Raw genomic sequence first — 2,904 nt, forward strand, 5'->3', positions numbered from 1 at the left:
GGCCCTAACAGACAAAAAAAAGCCCACCCGATCTGCTGAGAATCGGGCGGGCTTTCTACACCTGGGGTTCAGTCAGGTTTTTTGTTACTGGTACTGCTGACCTTGCTGCTGGGCAGGTTGGCCATACTGCTGACCCGGAATCGCCTTGAGGTTAACCTCTACACGACGGTTCTGCGCCCGACCATTCACATCGCCATTGCTGGCAATCGGGTTATCCGGACCGGCACCACGCGCCGACAGGTTGGCACCGCTCACGCCTTGCGACGTCAGGTAAGTTGCCACGCTTTGAGCACGACGCTGGGACAGGTCCATGTTGTGCTGACGGCTGCCGGTGCTGTCAGTGTAGCCGACGATTTCAATCTGGTTCTGATTGAACTCTTTAAGCGAACCGGCCAGGTTGTTCAGCGGCTGGTAGAAGCTTGGAGCAATGTTCGCCGAGTCGGTACCAAACGTGATGTTGCCCGGCATGATCAGCTTGATCTGATCGCCCTGACGCTGCACTTCAACCCCGGTGTTGGCCATGCTGGCGCGCAGTTTCTTTTCCTGCTGGTCAGCGTAGTAGCCATAACCGGCAGCGGAAGCACCGACAACAGCGGCGCCAATCAGCGCGCCCTTGCCACGGTTGTTGTGGTCGATGGCAGCACCGGCCAACGCACCGGCCAGCGCACCCAGGCCACCGTATTTGGCGGTTTTGCTCATGCCCGTGGAGCCGCTGTCGGCCTGACCCTGGTTGTCATACGGGTTCTGGTTCGCACAGCCAGCCAGCATGGCCACGGCAGTAGCGACAATAATCAAACGACTCGAGGTGAACATGGAGAGCTCCTACTTTTACATTCTGTGGTGCAACGGACGTTGGCAATAGACCCGTGCCGGCGTTGGAACACGGCCTGCAGCAAAAATTCCATCAGGTCGTTCCACAGCCCGGAAAATCAGGCCCGCACAAAAGGATTTTCACGCATTTCATCACCCAGACGAGTATCGGGACCGTGTCCGGTTATGACTGTCTCCTCTTCATCAAGGGTGTACGAACGCTGCTTGATCGAACGCACGATGGTCGCCTGATCACCGCCCCACAAGTCCGTACGCCCTACCCCGCGACGAAACAGCGTGTCGCCGGCAATCAGCAGCTTAGCCTCGGAAAACCAAAAGCTCATGGAACCCGGCGTATGCCCCGGCGTGTGCAACGCCACGCCACAACCGCAAGCCAGCTCTTCATCATCGGCCAACCAACGATCCGGCGACGGCACCGGCGTGTACGGCACACCGAACATCTGGCACTGCATCTCCAGATTGTCCCAAAGGAACTGATCCTCTTTATGCAGGTGCAACGTTGCGCCGGTTTTCTCCTTCAACTGACCCGAGGCCAGAAAGTGATCCAGGTGCGCGTGCGTATGAATGATGCTCACCACCTTCAACCCCAACGCCTCCAGCCGCGCCAGAATCAACTCATGATTGCCACCCGGATCGACAACGATGGCCTTCTTGGTGATCGGATCGCCGATGATCGTGCAATTGCACTGCAAAGGGCCGACGGGAAAGGTTTCGCGAATCAGAGCGGGTTTGGCAGCGTCCATGGGCGTTCCTGAAAAAATGGATCACCTATTCTGGCACAGCCCAACTGTCCCGCCGATTGCTGTCCTGTTACAAACCCGACAACCCGAATGGGGAATGCCGCTCGATTCCGATGACAAGGGATTTCAGGATCGACACGTTCCCCTGTAGCAGCTGCCGAGCCCGCGAGGCTGCGTTCGAGGCGGGCCGCGTTCGGACGAAGTCCTCGCAAACCCTGCAGACACGGAATACCTGAAAGAACGCGCCGCTTGATTTCACTGAACACTCAACCCGTGGCGAGGGAGCTTGCTCCCGCTGGGCTGCGGAGCAGCCCCAAAACCTGCAATCGAGTTGCACCAGACACACCACGCTTGCTGGATTTGCGACCGCTACGCGCTCGAGCGGGAGCAAGCTCCCTCGCCACAGAAGCACTCTGTCTTCAGAACCCAGTGCTACCGCTCTCCGGCTGATCAAAATTATCCAACGCCCGATTCACCAACAATTCCCCCAACGAAATCATCTGCTGAATCGCCAACGCCACATGCCGACGCGTGCCCTCCAGCTCAAACGCCAAATCACTGGCCAGCACATTCAACGACGCCAACGTTTCCGAGGCATGCGCCAACAGCGTCTCGTTATCCAGATCAGGAATCACCGTAAAAATATTGGAAGGACGCTTATCGGACAGCGGCGCCTCAACAAACGGCGGCTTGAGGTAATGATCCAGCGCCCGCTCGGCGGCGTCGTGGAGTTTTTTGGAATCGGTGGAGGCGTAAGGGGAAGTGCCTGGGGTTTCTGGTGGATTTGGAGTGACCTTGTGCATGGTGAATCTCCTATACCTGAGTTGGAACCACCATCACTCGTCGCTAAACAAGTAAAGGTGGCGACCGTACGCAGGTTAGCGAACCGGGGATATAGGAGCCCGGCAGACCCGAAGGTCTCCCACGCACARCCGCCAAGACGCGATATTGCGGGCATAAAAAAACACCTGCAACAAAGATTTGGGGTGCTGTAGCACCTATACCTGTTCGGGTCGCTAAACCCGGCCGCTGAATTGGCAGCGACACCCGGAGGTTATCCACAGACCTTCCCACCCGGCAACCTTGAAAAGCTGTCGGAAAATTCTGCCGGGATTGAGATGTTTGTAGTCATTTCCTAGGACAGAACCAGTTAATGGATATCCCCATAAACTTTCAAATCCAGTTTATCTAGACTGACTGATTCGGACCGTTTCTAGCCAGCTCGCAACAGGCAGGAAACGGCCAATATCTGTCGTATCCTCAACACCCAGCGCTTGGCAGATGCGGTTATCGACGTCTCGGCTCAGACCACCGGCATGCTCAAGACCAAAGT

The 2,904-nt window shown here is 56.8% G+C and carries 3 protein-coding genes; all 3 read right to left on the reverse strand.

Translation table 11 applies throughout. The features are described from left to right. Positions 1-84: 84 nt before the first annotated feature. On the reverse strand, positions 85-813 hold the full coding sequence (locus AC1DH9_RS26395) for a YiaD family glycine zipper/OmpA-like lipoprotein (protein WP_054595688.1): 729 nt from the start codon (positions 811-813) through the stop codon (positions 85-87). A gap of 116 nt (positions 814-929) precedes the next feature. After that, positions 930-1,574: an MBL fold metallo-hydrolase gene (locus tag AC1DH9_RS26400; protein ID WP_477806142.1), complete on the reverse strand. Its 645-nt coding sequence runs from the start codon at positions 1,572-1,574 to the stop codon at positions 930-932. A gap of 416 nt (positions 1,575-1,990) precedes the next feature. Beyond that, positions 1,991-2,374 carry a DUF6124 family protein gene (locus AC1DH9_RS26405; protein ID WP_427543284.1) on the reverse strand — a complete coding sequence of 128 codons (384 nt, stop codon included), beginning with the start codon at positions 2,372-2,374 and terminating at the stop codon, positions 1,991-1,993. Positions 2,375-2,904: the final 530 nt, after the last annotated feature.

The sequence above is a fragment of the Pseudomonas sp. 05T35 genome, assembly GCF_056396605.1.